At 69.3% G+C, this 17,649-nt stretch carries 11 protein-coding genes and 1 pseudogene; 2 read left to right on the top strand and 10 right to left on the bottom strand.

Going from position 1 to position 17,649, the window contains the following annotated elements; all coding sequences use genetic code 11:
• Positions 1 to 165 precede the first annotated feature (165 nt).
• Positions 166 to 669 (bottom strand): tetratricopeptide repeat protein, encoded by a 504-nt coding sequence (locus HFV08_RS10425; RefSeq protein ID WP_168538136.1) that lies wholly within the window; start codon positions 667 to 669, stop codon positions 166 to 168.
• A gap of 507 nt (positions 670 to 1,176) precedes the next feature.
• On the opposite strand from HFV08_RS10425, the gene HFV08_RS10420 reads away from it, so the two are divergent.
• Positions 1,177 to 1,632: a tellurite resistance TerB family protein gene (locus HFV08_RS10420; protein ID WP_168538501.1), complete on the top strand. Its 456-nt coding sequence runs from the start codon at positions 1,177 to 1,179 to the stop codon at positions 1,630 to 1,632.
• Between the two features lie 125 nt (positions 1,633 to 1,757).
• On the opposite strand, the gene HFV08_RS10415 is transcribed toward HFV08_RS10420, so the two are convergent.
• The 6 genes from HFV08_RS10415 to HFV08_RS10385 all read right to left on the bottom strand — a co-directional run bounded on the left by HFV08_RS10415 (position 1,758) and on the right by HFV08_RS10385 (position 10,396).
• Positions 1,758 to 2,792, bottom strand: a complete 1,035-nt coding sequence (locus tag HFV08_RS10415; protein WP_376770598.1) for an ABC transporter substrate-binding protein — start codon at positions 2,790 to 2,792, stop codon at positions 1,758 to 1,760.
• A 2-nt stretch (positions 2,793 to 2,794) separates the two neighbouring features.
• The gene (locus tag HFV08_RS10410; protein ID WP_168538134.1) at positions 2,795 to 4,789 is read right to left on the bottom strand and encodes an ABC transporter permease; all 1,995 of its coding nucleotides are present in this window, start codon (positions 4,787 to 4,789) and stop codon (positions 2,795 to 2,797) included.
• A 133-nt stretch (positions 4,790 to 4,922) separates the two neighbouring features.
• The gene (locus HFV08_RS10400; protein WP_168538130.1) at positions 4,923 to 6,104 is read right to left on the bottom strand and encodes a quaternary amine ABC transporter ATP-binding protein; all 1,182 of its coding nucleotides are present in this window, start codon (positions 6,102 to 6,104) and stop codon (positions 4,923 to 4,925) included.
• On the bottom strand, positions 6,104 to 7,825 hold the full coding sequence (locus HFV08_RS10395) for a GMC family oxidoreductase (protein WP_168538128.1): 1,722 nt from the start codon (positions 7,823 to 7,825) through the stop codon (positions 6,104 to 6,106). The genes HFV08_RS10400 and HFV08_RS10395 overlap by 1 nt, the downstream gene beginning before the upstream one ends.
• Before the next feature lie 353 nt (positions 7,826 to 8,178).
• Entirely contained in the window at positions 8,179 to 9,654 is a 1,476-nt protein-coding gene (locus tag HFV08_RS10390) for an aldehyde dehydrogenase family protein (RefSeq protein WP_168538497.1), read from the bottom strand.
• A gap of 367 nt (positions 9,655 to 10,021) precedes the next feature.
• Positions 10,022 to 10,396, bottom strand: coding sequence for a zinc-ribbon domain-containing protein (locus tag HFV08_RS10385; protein ID WP_168538126.1), 375 nt, complete (start codon positions 10,394 to 10,396; stop codon positions 10,022 to 10,024).
• A 122-nt stretch (positions 10,397 to 10,518) separates the two neighbouring features.
• Between HFV08_RS10385 and HFV08_RS10380 the strand changes: the two genes are divergently transcribed.
• On the top strand, positions 10,519 to 12,069 hold the full coding sequence (locus tag HFV08_RS10380) for an HNH endonuclease signature motif containing protein (protein WP_168538124.1): 1,551 nt from the start codon (positions 10,519 to 10,521) through the stop codon (positions 12,067 to 12,069).
• Here HFV08_RS10380 and HFV08_RS10375 read toward each other — a convergent pair.
• The 3 genes and pseudogenes from HFV08_RS10375 to HFV08_RS10365 all read right to left on the bottom strand — a co-directional run.
• A pseudogene (locus HFV08_RS10375) lies at positions 12,066 to 12,713 on the bottom strand (phosphorothioated DNA-binding restriction endonuclease); the annotation flags it as partial. The gene HFV08_RS10380 and the pseudogene HFV08_RS10375 sit on opposite strands and share 4 nt — an antisense overlap.
• Positions 12,714 to 12,860: 147 nt before the next feature.
• Positions 12,861 to 14,261: a PDDEXK family nuclease gene (locus tag HFV08_RS10370; RefSeq protein ID WP_168538122.1), complete on the bottom strand. Its 1,401-nt coding sequence runs from the start codon at positions 14,259 to 14,261 to the stop codon at positions 12,861 to 12,863.
• Positions 14,262 to 14,878: 617 nt separating this feature from the next.
• Positions 14,879 to 17,581, bottom strand: coding sequence for an NACHT domain-containing protein (locus tag HFV08_RS10365; RefSeq protein ID WP_168538120.1), 2,703 nt, complete (start codon positions 17,579 to 17,581; stop codon positions 14,879 to 14,881).
• Positions 17,582 to 17,649 lie beyond the last annotated feature (68 nt).

Raw genomic sequence — 17,649 nt, 5'->3', positions numbered from 1 at the left:
CGGTGCCTGATCGGCGCCCAGCATGCCCAGGGGGATAAAGGGGATCAAAAGGCAACGCCGGGAGGCGCCGCCGCGCCGCCCGGACGGTCCCGCGCCGGGCGCGGGCCGGTTCTCCCGGGGGCGGCGGTCACGCGTTCCCGCTCCGCGCGGTCGCGTTCTCCCGATTCACACGGTCGCGTCCAGATCGTTCGCGTAGTGAAGGAGCGCGCGCCGGTACTCCCGTACGGACGGATCCGTGCTCGTCTCGGCGAGCAGCCGCAGCAGCAGGGTGGTCGCCTCGTGGTGCGCCCCGGTGTTGTACAGGGCCATGGCGAGGAAGGCCCGGAGCCCGCCGTCCTCGGGGAAGCGCCGGACGCCCTCGCGCAGGGTGCGCTCGGCGTCCCGGTGGCGGCCGAGGACGCGGTAGGTGCTGCCGAGGCCGAGGAAGGCGCCGCGGCGGTCCTCCTCCGGCAGGGCGTCCGGGGTGGTCAGGCTGCGCTCGTAGTGGGGGACCGCCTCCGCCTCCAGGCCGAGGCGGTCGTGCAGGTCGGCGGTCTCGTAGGCGAGCGGGGCGTCGCCGGGGCGGGCGGCGGCCAGGCGCAGGAACAGCCCGCGTGCGGCGTCGAGTTCGCCGCCTGCGCGCAGCCGCCGTGCCTCGGTGAGGAGTTCGTCCCGCTCGGTGTCGTCCATGGGTCCATCGTCGCAGTACGGGGGCCCGTTGCGCCCCCGCGGCGGAGGTCTGCGGGATCGTCGCGTTGAGAACTTGCACGGACTCTTCCCGGCGTGCGGCTTCGGTGTTAACTTCTCGCACACGCCGGTGACTTGGGCTCGGCCCCGAGGCCGCACCGAAACCCCGCCCCGGCCGGGCGGAGGCCCCCCGCGGGGCCCCACGCGCACGTCCGGCCGGGGCGGTTTCGTGCGCCCGCTCCTCCCGGTTCGTACGCCCGCGTGCATCACCGGCCGTTCGTACGCCCGCGCATGTCATCGGCGGCTGCCCGAATTCCCCTGCCCCGGGGGCCTTTTGGGGCCTCGGTGTCCTCTCGTCCACCGCTTCCGGGTGAACTTCGCCTGTCCGCCGGGAACTTGTCGCCGCCCCCGTTAGTTTCTACTTTGCTGTAGATGTATTTCCGGGCCGGGTGCGACGGATGCCGGGCTCCCCGGTGTGACGACCGGCCGATGTCGAGTGATGGAGAGTTCATGGCCCTGTGGGACCGCTTCAAGGAGTCCGCGTCGACGATGCAGACGCAGCTCCTGGCGAAGAAGAACGACCTGAAGAGCGGCGCCTTCCGCGATGCCTCCATGGCGATCTGCGCCCTGGTCGCCGCAGCCGACGGCCAGGTGGACCCGTCCGAGCGCCGGCGCGTGACCCAGCTGATCACCAGCAACGAGGTCCTGCAGAACTTCGACGCGAACGACCTGCAACGCCGCTTCGAGCAGAACCTCGACAAGCTCGTCGCCGACTTCGCCCTCGGCAAGGTCAGCGTCCTCCAGGAGATCGCCAAGGCCAAGAAGAAGCCCGCCGAGGCCCGTGCCGTCGTCCAGATCGGCATCGTCATCGGCGGCGCCGACGGCGACTTCGACAAGGACGAGCGCGCCGTCGTCCGCGAGGCCTGCTTCGCCCTGGACCTGCCGCCGCACGAGTTCGACCTCTGAGCAGCGCGTTCCGAGCGGACCCCTCGGCGGGAGCGCCGAGCCGGTGACCGACCACGGCCGGAGCACGGCGGACAGTCCAACTGCCCCCGTGCTCCGGCCGGTTCAGCGCGGCGCCCGGCCGCCGGTCACTTCTTCGGCAGCCACTCCTTCCAGACCTCCGGGTTCTTCTCCACCCAGCGCTCGGCCGCCTCGTCGGCCGACAGGCCCTGGGAGGCGATGAGTTCGGAGACGGTGTTCTGGTCGTCCTTGGTCCAGTGGAAGGCCTTGAGGAACTTCGCCGCCGCGCTGCCGCTCTTGGCGAAGTCGGTGTTGAGGAACTTCTGCAGCGGGGTCTTCGGATAGGCGCAGTCGACCGTCGTCGGGTCCTCGGTGCCCTTCTCGGCGCACTCGTCGGTGTACTTCGGGAGTTTCACCTCGGTCATCGGCACCTGGTTGAAGAGCCACTGCGGCTCGTACCAGTAGGAGAGGAAGGGCTTCTTCTCCTTGGCGAACTGCTGGATCTGGGTGATCTGCGCCGCCTCCGAACCCGCGAAGACCACCTCGTAGTCCAGCTTCAGATTCTTCACCAGGGCCTTGTCGTTGGTGACGTACGACGGCGAACCGTCCATCAGCTGGCCCTTGTTGCCGCTCTCCGGGGTGCGCAACTGCTTCGCGAACTTGTTGAGGTTCTTCCAGTCGGTCACCTCGGGGTGCTGCTTCGCCCAGTAGGTGGGGACGAACCAGCCGATGTGCCCGGTGACGCCGAGGTCGCCGCCCGCGGTGATCGTCTTCTTGTCCTCGATGTAGCGGGCCTCCTGGTCCGGGTGGCCCCAGTCCTCCAGGATCGCGTCGACCCGGCCCTGGCTGAGCGCGTCCCAGGCGGGGATCTCGTCGATCTGGACGGTGTCGACGTGGTAGTCGAGCTCGTGCTCCAGGAGGTACTTGGCGACGGCCACATTGGCCTGCGCGCCCACCCAGGTCTGCACGGACAGCGTGACCGACTTGCTGCCCGCCGCGGCGGCGAACGGCGAGGCCTGCTTGGTCATGTCCGCCTTGCCGCAGCCGGAGAGCGCGAGGAGCGCCGTCCCCGCGAGCAGGGCGGCCCCGGCGGCCCGCGTACGGGGGCGGCCGCCCGCGGTGGCCGGTGGCTGGGTACGGGTCCGGTACCGGATACGGGACACGGTCAGGCCCCCTTTCCGGTGGAGCGGCGTTCGGTGGGCTGGGTGACGCGGTCGAGGACCAGGCCGAGGCAGACGATGGCGACGCCCGCGACCAGGCCGAGGGCGAGGTCGCCGGTGGCGAGGCCGGTCACCACGTCGTAGCCGAGCGCGCCGCCGCCCACCAGACCGCCGATGACGACGACGGCGAGTACCAGGACCACGCCCTGGTTGACGGCGAGCAGCAAGGCGGGCCTGGCCAGCGGCAGTTGGACCTGGCGCAGGGTCTGCCAGCGGGTCGCGCCGAGCGAGCGCGCGGCCTCCACGGCGGCCGGGTCGACCTGCCGCAGCCCCTGGGTGGTGATGCGGATGACCGCGGGCAGCGCGTAGACCACGGCCGCGGCGACGGCCGGGGCGCGGCCCACCGCGAAGAGCGCGACCACCGGGATCAGGTACACGAACTGCGGCATCGTCTGCAGGACGTCCAGGACGGGCCGCAGCAGCGCTTCGAACCGCCTGCTGCCCGCCGCGAACACGCCCACCGCGAAGCCCAGGACCAGGGTCACCGCGAGGGCGGCGAGCACCTGGGAGAGCGTGTTCATCGAGGGCTCCCAGACGCCGAGGACACCGATCGCGGCCATCGCGAGGACCGCGGTCAGCGCGGTGCGCCAGGTGCCGATCAGCCAGGCGAGGGCGGCGACCACGAGCAGGGTGCCGTACCAGGGCAGGGCGGTCAGGCCGTCCCGCAGCGGGTTGAGCACCCAGTCGGTGAAGCGCCCCGCCCAGTCCGCGGTGCCGCCGACGACGGGCACCCCGGAGTAGAGGTGGTCGACCATCCACTCCTTGAAGTCGTTGACGGGGCGGGCGATCTCCAGGGTCCCGCCGGTCGGCCACACCCGGGAGCCCGACAGCCGCCCGGCGACGGCGAAGACGGCGGTGACCGCGGCGAGCGCCGCCCACAGCAGGGGGCCGCGCAGTCCCCCGGGTCCCGGCGGGGTGCCGCCCGCGCCGAGGCGTTCACCGGCGGCCGCGGTGGTGCGGTCCATCACGATGGCGAGCAGCACGATCGGCAGGGCGGCGGCGAGCGCGGCACCGACGTCGACGGTGGACAGGGCCTGGTAGACGCGGTCGCCGAGACCGGCGGCGCCGATCATGGAGGCGATGACGACCATGGAGAGCGCCATCATGATCGTCTGGTTGAGGCCGAGCAGCAGCTCCTTGCGGGCCAGCGGCAGCCGGGCGGTCAGCAGCTTCTGCCGGCCGGTCGCGCCGAGCGAGCTGACCGCCTCGATCACGGTGGCGTCCGCGCCGCGCAGACCGAGCGCGGTGAGCCGGGCCATCGGCGGGGCCGCGTAGATCACGGTGGCGAGCAGCGCGGCGGGCACGCCGTTGCCGAAGACCAGGGCGACCGGCAGCAGATAGGCGAAGGCCGGGAGCACCTGCATGGTGTCGAGCACCGGCCGCAGCAGCCGGAACGTACGCTCCGACAGGCCCGCGGCGAGGCCGAGCAGCGCGCCGACCAGCGCCGAGACGAAGACCGCCACGACCATCAGCGCGAGCGTCTGCATGGTCGGCACCCACATCCCGAGGCCGCCGGAGACCAGGAAGAAGACCAGGGTGAGCGCGGCGATCCGGGCACCCGCGAGGCGCCAGGCGAGCAGCGTCCCGCCGGCCGTCACACCGATCCAGCCGAGCGCGAGCAGCAGCAGGTAGACGCCGCGCACCGACAGGACCACGGCGTTGCTGAGATGGCCGAGGAAGTAGACGAACAGCGGGTGGCTGTCGCGGTTGTCGATGATCCAGTCGGTGGTGTCGCCGAGCGGACCCGAGACGTCGACGGTCAGGCCGGCGGGCCACTGGGCCCCGGACCAGGTGAGTGCCGCCACCGGCACCAGGACGGCGGCGAGCAGCGCGAGCAGGGCGAGCTTGTGCACCGGACGGGGGCGCAGCAGGGCGCGGGGCCCGCCCGCCGGGGGCGCGAGGTCGACGACGGGGCGGGGCGGGGGAGCGAGGGTGCTCATGCGCGCCACCGCCCGGGACAGCCGGGGGCCGCGGCGGGCAGGTGCGCCGCGGCGGGCAGGTGCGCCGCGGGGAGGTGCGCGCGGGCGCCGGGTGCGGGGGTGGCCGGGGCGGGGGCCGGCGGGGTGGCGGACATCAGGCGGCCACCTCGTCCCGGGGGCCCGGCTGGTCGAGGCGGGCCACCACGTCGAGCAGGCAGGCGTGGTCGACGACGCCCAGGCAGCGCCCGTCCTCGACGACCCGGACGGTGCCGCCGGAGCGGACCACCGCCTCGATCGCCTCGCTGATGAGGGTGCCGGGCCGCAGCGCCGGACCCTGCTCGGCCTCGCCCTCGCGGGCCGGGCGCATCGCCCGGCGCACGCTGAGCACCTGCTCGCGCGGCACATCGCGGACGAAGTCGCGGACGTAGTCGTCGGCGGGCGAGCCCACGATCTCCTCGGGGGTGCCCAGCTGCACGATCCGGCCGTCCCGCATCAGGGCGATCCGGTCGCCGAGCCGCAGCGCCTCGGAGAGGTCGTGGGTGATGAAGACCATGGTGCGGCCCTCCTCGCGGTGCAGGCGGACCACCTCCTCCTGCATGTCCCGCCGGATCAGCGGGTCGAGCGCGCTGAACGGCTCGTCGAAGAGCAGGACTTCGGGGTCGGTGGCGAGCGCGCGGGCCAGCCCGACGCGCTGCTGCTGGCCGCCGGAGAGCTGTCCCGGGCGGCGCTGCTCCAGCCCGTCGAGGCCGACCTTCGCCACCATCGCGGCGGCCTTCTCGCGGCGCTCCGCCTTGCCCATGCCCTGGATCTCCAGGCCGTAGGCGACGTTGTCGAGCACGGTGCGGTGCGGCAGCAGACCGAAGTGCTGGAAGACCATCGAGGCGCGGTGGCGGCGCAGTTCGCGCAGCGCGGTGCGGTCCATGGCGCGCACGTCCTCGCCGTCCATCGCAAGGCCCCCGCTGGTCGGTTCGACGAGCCGGGTCAGACAGCGTACGAGGGTGGACTTGCCGGAGCCGGACAGGCCCATCACGACGAAGACCTCGCCCTTGTGCACGTCGAAGGAGACGTCCCGGACCGCGGCGGTACAGCCGGTCCGCTCGCGCAGCTCCGCCGCGGAGAGTTCCGCGAGCGAGGCGTCCTGGGGTATCCGCTCCGCCTTCGGCCCGAAGACCTTCCACAACTCCCGTACGGAGAAGACGACTTCACGCCCGTCGGTAGCGGACCCGGTGGTCGCGGACCCGGGAGCCGCGGAGGCGGCCTGCCCGGGAGTGCCGCTCTTCGCCGGGGTGTTCTCGGACTTGGCTTCGGCGGATGCGCCGCCGGAGGTGCCGGTCATCACGCGTCACCTCCTTCTTCGGTGCGGGAATGGTGTGGTGCGGTGGACTGCTGTGCCGGGGCCTGCGGTGCCGGAGCGGGGGTCCCCCTGAGCAGGTCGGCGCACTTCTCGCCGACCATCAGGACGCCGAGCATCGGGTTGACGGCGGGCATCGTCGGGAAGACGGAGGCGTCCGCGATCCGGATGCCGCTCAGCCCGCGGATCTTCAACTGCGGGTCGACCACGGCGAGTCGGTCGTCCGCCGCCCCCATCCGGCAGGTGCCGGCCGGGTGGTAGACGGTGTGCGCGGCCTTCCGCGCCAGCTCGCTGATCTGTGCGTCCTCGGTGACCTCGGGACCCGGGAAGACCTCCCGCTTCAGCCACTTGGCGAAGGGTTCGGCCGCCGCCACCTTCCGCGCCAGCTTGATGCCGTCGACCAGGGTCTGCCCGTCGTAGTCGCTGCCGTCCGCGGCGGGCTCGAAGTAGCGGAAGTCCAGGGCGGGTTTGACCTCCGGGTCGGCGGAGGTCAGATAAAGGCGCCCGCGGGAACGGGACTTGGGAATGTTCGGCGTCATCGAGACGCCGTGCTCTGGCCGTTCGTAGCCCAGCCGCTCCGGATTGTCCGTGAACGGGATCTGGTAGAAGTGGAACATCAGGTCCGGGCCCCGGTGCTCCGGGTCCCGCTTGACGAAGAGGCCCGCGTCGGAGTCCATCGCGGAGTTGTCCGGGATCGGCCCGTGGGTCTCCCAGACGATGACCGACTCCGGGTGGTCCAGCAGGTTCTCGCCGACCCCCGGCAGATCGAGCACGCAGTCGATGCCCAGCGCCTTGAGATCCGCGCGCGGCCCGATGCCGGAGTGCAGCAGCAGCCGCGGGGTGTCCACCGCACCGGCGCAGACGATCACCTCGCGCCCCGCCTCGACGCAGACCTCCTCGCCCTCGGCGGTCCGTACCCGCACGCCCTTCGCACGGCCCTCGGCGATGTCCAGCCGGTGCGCCCAGGTCTCCAGGAGCAGACGGAGGTTGGGGCGGTCCCCGGCCTTCAGATGCGGGTGCAGATAGGCGACCGAGGCGGAGGAGCGGTGGTTGTTCTCCGGGTGGTAGGAGAGGTCGAAGAAGCCGACGCCCTCCTCGAAGGGCCGGTCGTTGAAGCCGACCACCTCGGGCACCCCGAGCGCCGACTTCACCGCCTCGATCCAGTCCGCGGCGATCTCGTTCTGGTCCTTCTTCGCCACCCGCACGATGTTGTTGCGCAGCCTGCCGAAGTACGGGTCCATGGCCGCCGCGTTCCACCCGGCGGCGCCCGCGGCCTCCCACTCGTCCCAGTCGGAGGGCAGCGGCCTGAAGGAGATCAGGGTGTTGTGCGAGGAGCAGCCGCCGAGGACCTTGGCCCGGCTGTGCAGGATGTGCGAGTTGCCGTGCGGCTGCTCGGTGGTGGTGTACTCGTAGTCCAGCTCACCGCCGAGCAGACCGAGCCACCGGCGCAGCGTCAGCACCTCCTCGCGGCCGAGGTCGCTCGGACCGCCCTCGATCACGAGGACGCTCAGCTCGGGATCCTCGGCGAGCCGCGAGGCGATCACGGACCCGGCGGTGCCGCCGCCGATGATGACGTAGTCGGCTCGGAGGGTGCGGGGGGTACGGGCGGTACCGGGGCTCGTCCCCGCGGCGGGGTCCGCGGCGGGATCTGCTGCCGGATCTGCGGGCGGGTCGGTGGGTGAGGCGTTCGCGGGCGAGGGGGGCATGGGGAGGGCTCCTTCTGCGCGGGGGACGGGGACGGGGACGGCGATGCGGGACGGGAGAGGGAACGAGGGGCGGGGTGCGGGAGGCGGGAGGCGGGTTGCCTGTGGCCTGTGGCGGTCGGTCATCGGTGTCACCGGGCCAGGGTGCGAGGACCGGGTCAGGAGGGCCGGTCTTCGGGGCCGATGACCGGGGCCGATGACCGGGACCGATTCACGGAGTCCGGATCATGGGGTCCGGATCATGGGCCCGGATCACCGGGACCGGACCACCAGCCCCCCACTGCGGAGACGAGGTCGTCACGGGCACCGGAGAGCGGCCGGGCGGGCGCGGGGCCTGCCCGGCCGGACGGCGCCCGTCAGCCGGCGAACCACTTGACCGGCTCCGGCCGCAGGTTCTCGTAGATGTGCTTGCTCTCCCGGTACTCGTCGAGGCCCGTGGGCCCCAGCTCCCGCCCGATCCCGGACTTCCCGAAACCGCCCCACTCCGCCTGCGGCAGATACGGGTGGTAGTCGTTGATCCAGACCGTGCCGTGCCGCAGCCGCGCGGCGACCCGGCGGGCCCGGGCGGTGTCCGCGGACCAGACGGCACCGGCGAGCCCGTACTCGGTGTCATTGGCCAGCGCGACCGCCTCCTCCTCGGAGGCGAAGGTCTCCACGGTGAGGATCGGCCCGAAGGTCTCCTCCCGGACCACCTTCATCTCCCGGTGGCAGCCGTCGAGAACCGTCGGCGCGTAGAAGTAGCCGCCCGCGGGCCGTACGTCAGCGGGCTCCGGCCGGGAGCCGCCGCAGCGCAGCCGGGCCCCCTCCGCCAGCGCCGAGGCCACGTACGCCTCCACCTTCTCCAACTGCTGCCGCGAGACCAGCGGCCCGCACTCCACGCCCTCCTCGGTACCGCGGCCCAGCCTGATCCGCTCGGCGCGGCGGGCCAGCTCGGCGACGAAGCGTTCGCTCACCGAGGCCTCGACGATCAGCCGGGCCCCGGCCGAGCAGACCTGCCCGCTGTGGATGAAGGCGGCGTTCAGCGCCTGGTCGACCGCGGTGTCGAAGCCCTCGGCGCTCGCGCAGGCGTCGGCGAAGACCACGTTGGGGTTCTTGCCGCCGAGTTCGAGGGCGATCTTCTTCGCGCCCTTGACCGCCGCGGCGCCGGCCGTGGTGCCGCTGGCCAGACCGCCGGTGAAGGAGAACAGGTCCACATCCGGGTGCTCGGCGAGGCGCTGCCCGACCGGCACCCCCGCCCCGGTCACCAGATTGGCGACCCCGTCCGGCAGCCCCGCCTCGGCGAGCAGCCGCACCAGGTGCACGGTGGACAGCGGGGTGATCTCGCTCGGCTTGACCACGAAGGTGTTCCCGGCCGCCAGCGCGGGCGCGATCTTCCAACTCGCCTGGAGCAGCGGATAGTTCCACGGCGTGACCAGGGCGCACACCCCGACCGGCTCGTGCACCACCACGCTGTGCACCTCGGCGCTGCCCGCGTCGACGACCCGCCCGCCGCTGTCGTTGCTCACCGCGTCGGCGAAGTAGCGGAAGGCGTTGGTCACGTCGTCGACGTCGACCCGCCCCTCCTCCAGCGTCTTGCCGGTGTCCCGGCTCTCCACCAGCGCGATCTCCTCGCGGTCGCGCTGCAGCAGCTCCGCGACCCGCCGCAGCAGCGCCGCCCGCTCCGCCACCGGCGTGGTCGGCCAGGCCCCCGCCCCACCCCCGAAGGCCCGCCGCGCCGCGGCCACCGCCGCGTCCACGTCCTCGGCACCGCCCTCGGACACCACCCGGAGCGTGCTCGCGTCCGCGGGGTCGAGGACCTCCCTGGTCCCACCGGCCGCCGCCGCGCGCCACACCCCGTCCACGTGAAGGGTCTCGATGTCCACGGGAACGCTCTCCACGTCCCCGCCCACGTGACCGGTCTCGATCGACGCCACCTTGTACTGCCTTCCGCTCACACAGTTCTGCCACTGGTCACCCAGCACTGCCACTGGTCGAACCAGCGACCCGGTTACCTCCCCGGCTCCGCCCGAGATATGCCCAAACCTTCACGGAAAGTGAGGCTGCTCACGGGAGAGGCGGAAGGAACGCGCTTACTGAGGAACAACTGAGGAACGTACGTACGGGCGGGACCGCTCGCGGCGCCGGCGATCTCCACAGACTGCGGGTCGGGCTGCGGGTGGGGCTGCCGATGGGGTTGTCGGCGTGGGGTTGCCGGTCGGGCTACTGGTAGGGCTGCTGCTGAGGCGGCTGGCCCGGCTGCCCGTACTGGCCCGGCTGCCCGTACGGGTTCTGCCCCTGCCCCTGCCCCTGGGCCTGGCCATAACCCTGACCGGGTCCCTGCCCCTGTCCCTGCCCCTGCATGTGCGCCTGGGCTTCGAGCTGCTCCGCCTGCGCCCTGGGGACCTGGACCTCGGCCCCGCAGAAGGTGCACTGCGTCGCGTACTTCGTCGAGAACGGAAACAACGGCACAAAGAACAAGGTGAACTTCGTGACCCGCTTCCGCAGCGTGTGCGCGGCGGGCGTCCCGCAACGCCCGCAGACGAGGGTGAGTATGGCCAACTGGTAGAGGTAGCCCTTGGTGCCGAAGATGATCAACGCTGCACCTGCCCTTCTTGGTTGAGTCCCGGACGCGGCATCGCCCTGCGACCGCGATATCGCACTCCAGTCCGTCCTACGGAACGCCGCTGTCAGTGTCGTCTGATCAGATAGTCCCACTAGTGCTGGTACTGGAGGACTGGAGCGACGACGTGACCGAGGGCCGGACCCTGATCAAGCGCATCGGGCAGTTCAAGGACTTGGACGCTTCTCAACGCACCGGTCGGCGCCGCCATCGCCCCTTGTTCCTGCTGTGGGCAATTGCTCAGGCGGTCCACGGACACCCGAGACAGCACTCATGGACGACCATCCGCGATGCCGTCGGCCCACTGCTCACCGAGTTCGCGGGCGCCGCCGAGGGTCCTCAGGCCACGCTGCGCGCCTTCTGGGAGCTACAGAAGATCAAACGGGAGAACAAGCTGTGGGAGGTGGCGGAGTCCGCTGATCTTCTCCCGGCGAGCGGGGGAGGAACCCCAAAGCTGCCGGCCATGAATAAGGCAAACCCACTCGCCGGTCTCCCGGAGCAGGACTACGACCGCCTCACCACAGACTTTGCGTTCGCTGCCTGGGCGGTCAGCACGCTGCTTGTACGCTTCTTCGATCACGAATCCGCGCCCTTGATCAACGCGTTGGGCCTCCAGGAACTGATGGCCGGAGAGACCCTCGATGGTCTCCGACCTCTGCGCGGGGAGCCGTACGAGCACCGCGGAAAAATCGGAGATGCCTACGGTGGAAACCGCGTGCTCGGCATCACCCCTCTCGCCGACGGAATTCTTACCGTCTACTCGGACGATAAGGGTCCCTACGATGACCAGCGTGTGCCAGATTCGGACTGGATCGCCTATACGGGAGACGGCCTTTCCGGCGATCAGACCTTGTCAGCCGGTAATCACAGCATGGCGAATTACCAGATACAGAAGAAAGCCCTGCGCTACTGGCACAAGCCCCATAACGGCCACTGGACATTCGAGACCTGGGCGGTCATCGTGCAACGCCGCCGGCGCTGGGGCCGAGGTGAAGACGGCAAGCAACGCCGCGAGTTCGTCTGGATCCTCGCCCCGGTTCCCTCGCCCCTGCCCAACTCATGGCCTCCCTCGGTGCGCGAAGCCCTCGAGCAGGACGACGGAATGCTCCACGATGACTCTGAAGATGTCGTACCTCTTGAGGTGCGGTCCGCTCCTGCGGTTACCCCTACTACGGCATCGGCCGCAGACTCCGCATCTTCGTCATCGCCGTCATCGAAGGCGCCAAAGTCGCCAAAGTCGAAGGGGCCACGCCTCAGCGATCGCGAGCTGTACCAGCGGCTCACCGCGGCAGCAATCAACACCGCGAGCGGTCGTTCAACTCCCGCCAAACTGGCTCACGTAGAGCGATACCTCCGCTCACCGGCAGCCCGCGATGCCGTGCTGATTCGTAGCAAGGGAAGCTGCGAAAATCCTTCCTGCCTCGGACATCCCACCGAACGCACCGATAAGGGCGCCCCTCTCCTGGAGGTCGACCACGTCGACGACTTGGCCCGAGGCGGCCCCGACGTCCCCGACGCAATGGTGGCCCTCTGCCCGAACTGCCACGCCCTCAAGACACGAGGAGAGAACCGACGCGAGCTGACAAAAAAGCTCCGCACCGAAGCCCGCGCCCGTCATGCGGCGTTTCTCAAGGAGGACCTCGACTAGGCAACGCTCCGCGGGGAACCTTGGAATACCTGGCTGGTATGCCACGAGCGGTGCGTCGCCGCGACGGGTGGGATTCCGTTTTGAGGGCCGAGGATCGGACGGTCCGCGAGCGCGGTGACGTGCGCGCGGGCGGCAGCGCTTCGGCCCACGAACCGCTGCGAGACCAGAATGCGGTGGCCGTCCCCTATACCGAGGATGCCCTTGTCGAAGAGCTTGTGGTGCAGCGAGCACAGGCACAGCCCGTTGTCGATGTCGTCGGGCCCGTCGAACGCCCACCACCGCACATGCGCAGCCTCCAAGCCGACCGGCACCGCGCCGATCATGCCGTCGTAACCGCAGAAGGCGCACTGGTACTCGTAGGCCGTCAGCACCAGTTCCCTCATGCGTCGATCCCGCGGTTGCCGCGTGGAGGGAGCGAGGGCATCCGTCTCCGCCAACTCCAGCTCCAGGCCCACGGCTTCGCACAGGTCCTGGTGCAGCGAGGGCGGGAAGTGCAGGTCCAGCAGCACCCGTGCCATGCGGCCCAGCAGCGACGGTTCCCGGTGGAGGGCCGCCCGCAGCTCCGGCACCAGCCGCCCGGTGGCTCGGCTGGCCCGAAGCTCCCGTACTCCGGTGCCGGGACTGCCGACTCCACTGCCGCAACGTCGCGGCGCGCTCCAGCCAGTCCATGGGGGGTGATCGTAGTGACGCCTTGGCTCACCGCAGGTCGTGAGGTCTCCCTTCGACCCCTATCGCCCGGGCCCTGCGGCAATTCCCGTCCTCCGTGGGGTTGTTGAGAACGATGAAGGCTCTCAGCCGTCGAGGAGCTGCCGGAGTTCTTCCTCGCGCATGCGCTGCTCCGGGTCGGCGGTTCCTCCGTCGAAACGCACGCCTTCCCCCGCCAGGACAGAAGCGGCCGTGTCCGTACGCGCGGGGTCGGGCCATTGGAAGCCGGGGCTGACTTCTCCGGTGGCCGTGAGGACGCGCCAGGGGCTCGGACATCGGCCGCAGGCCCTGAGGTGCTGGCCTATGGGGACCGGATGGCTGCCGACCACCGTCGCCAGATCGCCATACGTGGTCCACCGACCTGCGGTGACACCGCCGAGCAGGGTGTGCAGCTCGGTCCAGTCCTTGCGGGTGCCGGTGACCTGTCGGGCCAGAGCGGTCAGGTCGGAGCCCGCCAGCGTCGCCCATGCTTCGGGGTCGACACCGGCGGGCACGTGGGCGGTGTCCACGTCCCACCACTTCGTTCCCTGGATGCCGTCCACGCTGCGGCCGGTCACGCTGGTGAAGATGTGGTTGGCGAGCCCGGTGGGGGAGTAGGCGGCTCCGTCCGCGTCCCAGAGCAGGGGTTTGGCGGTGTCATTGGTCCAGGTGGCGGCCGCTCGGGCGGTGTCCTGCGCCACCCAGGACCGGATGTCGGCGCGGATGGCCTCCGTGACGCCGTGGCGCGGCGTCATCAGCAGCCTGGTCCCCTCGGGCAGCAGGCCCGCATCGACGAGCACATGGACGGCCTTGCGTGAATGCGAGCGCTCCTGCAACTTCCTGGCTACCGCCTCGCCTTCGACCCGGGCGGGAGCAAGCGTGAACTCCTCCACCTCCGGAGTCGGGTACACCTTGGTGAATCCGGCGACGAGATGCCCCTCCACCCGCCACAGACCGACCTGTACGAGATCGATGTCGATGCCCATCTCGGAGAGCCAGACCACGGAGTGCGTGACCTGTTTCGGAAAGTCGGCGGCCACGATGACCTGCCGCGGACGCTGGAGCAACGCGGGGCTCCACTCGCCGTCCACATGGTCCAGCAGCCGCTGCCTGCACACCTCGACGTCAAGTGCCTCCCCTCTACGGGACAGGAAGGCGCAGTGCGCATGGGCGAGGGTGTCGAGGTCGAAGCGCGAGACCAGGGCGGCGTACGTGATCGCCTGGAGGTGAACGTCCCGGTCAGCCGTGCCACGCTTCAGCTCGACCACGACGAGCCGCCCCGTCGCATCCAGCCCGAGGACATCCAGCCGGTCACGAGCCGGCACCCCGTCGGTGTCGGCCCACCGGTCGTACTCCGCGGTGACCACGAGCACCGACTCCCCGAGCACCTGGGGATGAGCGATCACCCACTCCTGAAGGTGCTGCCGCTCCAACAGGTTCTCGGCGGCCAGCCCGGTCCGCGATATCGGCGTGGCCCGCTGGCCGTCGACGGTGAAGAGATGATCCACGGTGTCCCTCGTGCGTCCGTCCGGCTGGTGAGTCGGGCACACTGAGCGTACGCGGGTGGTGGCACCGTGAGGGCCTCCCCACGGAATCACCGGATCGCCGAACCGTCGAAAACCGACTGCTTCGAGAATCAAGGGGGAACGGGACGGAGAGGGACGGTGACTCCCCAACGACTCCCAAGAAGGCCGAGAAACCACTCAGGGACCCGACCCGCGATGCGGATCAAGTCCCTGATCTGGTACTTCACTGTCGGGGTGGCGGGATTTGAACCCACGACCTCTTCGTCCCGGATGAGGGTCGGTCTTGATCATCAACGGTTGGTTTGCTGTTTTGCCTGGTCAGGTTGTTGGTGTGGGGCGGTGTCGGTTCGTGTCGAAGGGGCTTGGAGAGCGGGTTGGCTCCCAGACGGCTCCCAGGGTCCTGTACGAACGTGGATCAGCCGTGTAGCGCAGCCACAGCAGTGGTGAGTCCCTTGCAAGATGGTGACGACGGATGTCACCGAGCCGACCGCCGAGTTGAGGTCTTCCGGGTTCTCGGTGATACAACGCCTGTCGAGCGGAGATCGCTGCCCCGCCGGAGTGACCCGTCGCCTGCCAGCACGGTGACGGGCCTGTCCGCGTCACTGCTCGTCGAATGCCTCCGTCAGGCGCAGTCGCACTTTCTGGCGCCCACTCGCATTCACCTTTTCAAGAGTGATTTTTCCTTCCTCCTGCATCCTGCGGACGAAGCCCTGCCAAGCGTCGAGACCGTATTCTCGAACCCAGTTGAGCCGGTTGTCGTCGGGTGCGAAATCACGCGAGTTCACAATGATTGGCCCCCTGGCGAGGGCGATGTTCGACTTGAAGTAGCTGTCGATCTCGGTGATGTCTTCGGTAACTTCCTCGGCCAGCCCGAGCGCGTGTTTGATCCTCGACTGCCCAACCGCCAACTCGTCTTGCGTCAGCAACTCGAGCACCTGTTTGTAGGAGTCTCCCACCAGGGCGACGCCCGTCGACTTCGACAGATCCAGTCTATCGACGCGGCTGGAGGCCAGCCGAAGCTCAATATCTGGCCCCACGGTCAGGTTTTGGACATGCGCCTCCTCGAGTGAAACCCGGCCGGAGCCACCGAGCTCTAGAGACTCGACCGTGATCCGCCGCACGGAGCGAGGGCCGTCACCGGTTCCGTGAATCTTCGCCCACAGCTCGCCGAGACTGATCGCCCCAGGTAGACGCTGGTCGTAGGGCTCGGCGGCGGTCACCTTTTCCTGGAGTGCGGCGATCAGTTCGGTCGGCACGTTGCCACGCTCCGTTCGCCAAATCGAGACGATCAGCTGCGCGCAGAGCCCCGAGATGGCAACGCTGAACAACAGGGAGGCTGCCTGGTCGAGCGGCAGCCGGGCAACCTGCCGGGCGAGGAACTGCTCGGCGATGGCGAGGTGAGTGAACTTGAACGAGAGTTCATTCTCCGCCCATTCGGCGCTCATTCCGCACAGCGCGATCAGCCGACGCTTCTCCTCTTTCGTGAGGTCACGGTCCAGAGCTTGTGACGCTGCCAACTCAAGATCGTCTTCCGAGACTTCCGCAACCGCGTTCCGGGCGATCATTTCCGCAACCTCGGAGAAGATGTCGGCAAGCACTCCCGAGCTGAAGAGTTCGACGCCGGCCTGGCCAGGCTGCTTGCGCCGTTCGCGCTGTAGGTAGGTCTCGACGACAAACTGCAAGAACTCCAGCGACTTATCGGTCCGTGCCCAGACCGCGAAGGCTAGACAGAAGAACGGTGTAGTCAACATCTGCCGAATCTCCGGGGACATCTTGGCCCGGGCTTCCTCGGCAGGGAGTCTGTGGGTGAGTTCCCGTAGTTCTTCCGGCCGCCATGGCAGGAGCTCGAGCGTCGTCACATATGGCGGCCAGTCCATCGAGGCGTGAAGTTCCAGGTCCTGACGGAGGCGGGCTTCAGAGTAGCTTGACCGCGCAGACAGGATCACTGTTCCCCGGCCGCGCAGTGCGTCCAGGATCGGCCTCAGACCGCTCAGTGGGTTGTCGTAGGTACGGAAGCCGAGCAACTCGTCGAAGCCGTCGATCACCAGAATCGCCAGACCCGCGCGGCACAGCGCCAGCACGGAACGCGAGTTGAGAATCAACGTACGCCCCATACTGGCGTCGAGAAGCGTGTCGAGGCTGTTTGCACTCTTCCCGCTCGACGAGATGTAGATCGAAATGGGGGCGAGCTCCCCGCCACGGGCGAGTGACTCCCGAGCAAACTGCAGCAGGCTATGCGTTTTGCCTGATCCGGCCTCACCGGTGAGCGTGATGAGGTTCGTGTACGAACTGTAGATGCCGGTCCGGGCGGCGATCCGCTCACACGCTTGAGTGATGGTGACGTCGCTGCCATCTCCGAACGGACCATCTGCGACACAGACCCGCGCAGACACATCGGGGACATGCTGCTTGAGATCCGGGAATAGCTCCTCCCTGATCAGACTCTCTTCCGTTACCTGCTCCTCGAGCTCCTCCAGGAGTCGTTCCTTGAGGAGCTCCCAATTGCAGATGTCCGCTAGGAATGCCTTGTACGGCCTTGTGCCCGACTCGGAATGCCAGACCCGGGCGTGATCAGCATTCAGCTCGAACCGGTCGACGCGCCGGATCGTGCCACCGGACGTGCGTAGATCCCAGCGCACCACGATTGGCTCGGGCGGGGCGACGAGAGTCTGGATTGACTCCCGTGCGGCGAAACCGTCCAGATCCTTCTGGATGTCCAGCGCGAAGCTCTCCAGAAGCCGGTCGCCGCGTTGCGGCCCCAGCTTCTGGAGCGCCTCAAGGATCTCCGGCCGCGTGACATCGGTCGCGTGCCCGTGGCGGGGCCAGTAGGTTGCGGATCCCTCGGAGTAATCGTGCAGGGCGGCGAGCTCGCCGTTGATGGGAATGAAGAACGGCTCCAGCTCGGTGACGTGCCCGTGTGCATAGATCGCCACGATGTGGTCCGCGTTGGCTGAGACAACCTGATGGAGTGCATCGAGGTCTACGTTTTCCGGATCTGGGCCACCGTGGAACACCTGGTTGCGCATTCGGCGGATCGAGGTGTCTTTAGCCACCTCGGTGTTGATGCTGTCGGCGACGTCAAGCGCGGCGGATTCACAGATGTCACATCTCAGAGAACTGCGCCGTAGCAGGATGTAGCGGGACCAGACATCGAGGGATCCCGGTGTAGTCAAAGAGGTAGGTTTTCCGGTCGCAGCGGCACAGAGCAGCCCGAGCACTCGCAGTTGGAACTCGACGTGAGCCAGAGTCTTGAGCGGCGCCTGCTGCCGGTCTGGCGCTGCCACAAGGTGCGCGATAGTCACGTCATCTCCAGTGGGCACGGGCACGGGTCGGAGCGGCATTTTCACACGGCAACCCCAGTAATCCAGCG

Source organism: Streptomyces physcomitrii (assembly GCF_012273655.1).
GTDB classification, from domain to species: Bacteria; Actinomycetota; Actinomycetes; order Streptomycetales; family Streptomycetaceae; genus Streptomyces; species Streptomyces physcomitrii.
Note: the sequence above shows the minus strand (reverse complement) of the source record. Positions and strands in the feature narration are given on the sequence as shown.

Excerpts from the sequence above, each read along its gene's own strand:
- HFV08_RS10425 (WP_168538136.1), bottom strand. The coding sequence starts at position 669 with ATGGACGACACCGAGCGGGACGAACTCCTCACCGAGGCACGGCGGCTG.
- HFV08_RS10420 (WP_168538501.1), top strand. The coding sequence starts at position 1,177 with ATGGCCCTGTGGGACCGCTTCAAGGAGTCCGCGTCGACGATGCAGACG.
- HFV08_RS10410 (WP_168538134.1), bottom strand. The coding sequence starts at position 4,789 with ATGAGCACCCTCGCTCCCCCGCCCCGCCCCGTCGTCGACCTCGCGCCC.
- HFV08_RS10400 (WP_168538130.1), bottom strand. The coding sequence starts at position 6,104 with ATGACCGGCACCTCCGGCGGCGCATCCGCCGAAGCCAAGTCCGAGAAC.
- HFV08_RS10395 (WP_168538128.1), bottom strand. The coding sequence starts at position 7,825 with ATGCCCCCCTCGCCCGCGAACGCCTCACCCACCGACCCGCCCGCAGAT.